Genomic DNA, 488 nt, shown 5'->3' on the forward strand with positions numbered 1-488 from the left:
TCGGCGACCCCATCGTCGGCCACACCCGAGCCGTCCACCTGGTGGCTTTTTCGCCTGACAGCGCCCTTCTCGCTACCGCCGCCGCGACCGTCACCGGCAACGGGACGGTGCGGTTGTGGGATCCGGTCACCCGCAAGCCGGTCGGCGACCCCATCGTCGGCCACACCCGAGCCGTCCGCGCGGTGGCTTTTTCGCCCGACGGCGCCCTTCTCGCTACCGCCGCCGCGACCGTCACCGGCAACGGGACGGTGCGGTTGTGGGACCCGGTCACCCGCAAGCCGGTCGGCGACCCCCTCCTCGGCCACAACGGCCTCGTCCGCGCGGTGGCGTTCTCTCCTGACGGCCGTCTCTTGGCCACTGCCGGCGACGACGGGACGGTGCGGTTGTGGGATCCGGTCACCCGCAAGCCGGTCGGCGACCCCCTCCTCGGCCACAACGGCCTCGTCCGCGCGGTGGCGTTCTCTCCTGACGGCCGTCTCTTGGCCACG

General features: G+C 72.7%; 1 protein-coding gene. It reads left to right on the forward strand.

All coding sequences use genetic code 11. From position 1 onward, the window contains the following. Nucleotides 1-488: WD40 repeat domain-containing protein (locus ACZ6BG_RS34855; RefSeq protein ID WP_469009147.1), on the forward strand; the 488-nt coding region annotated here is incomplete at both ends.

The organism is Streptomyces sp. NPDC041205, from assembly GCF_055591765.1.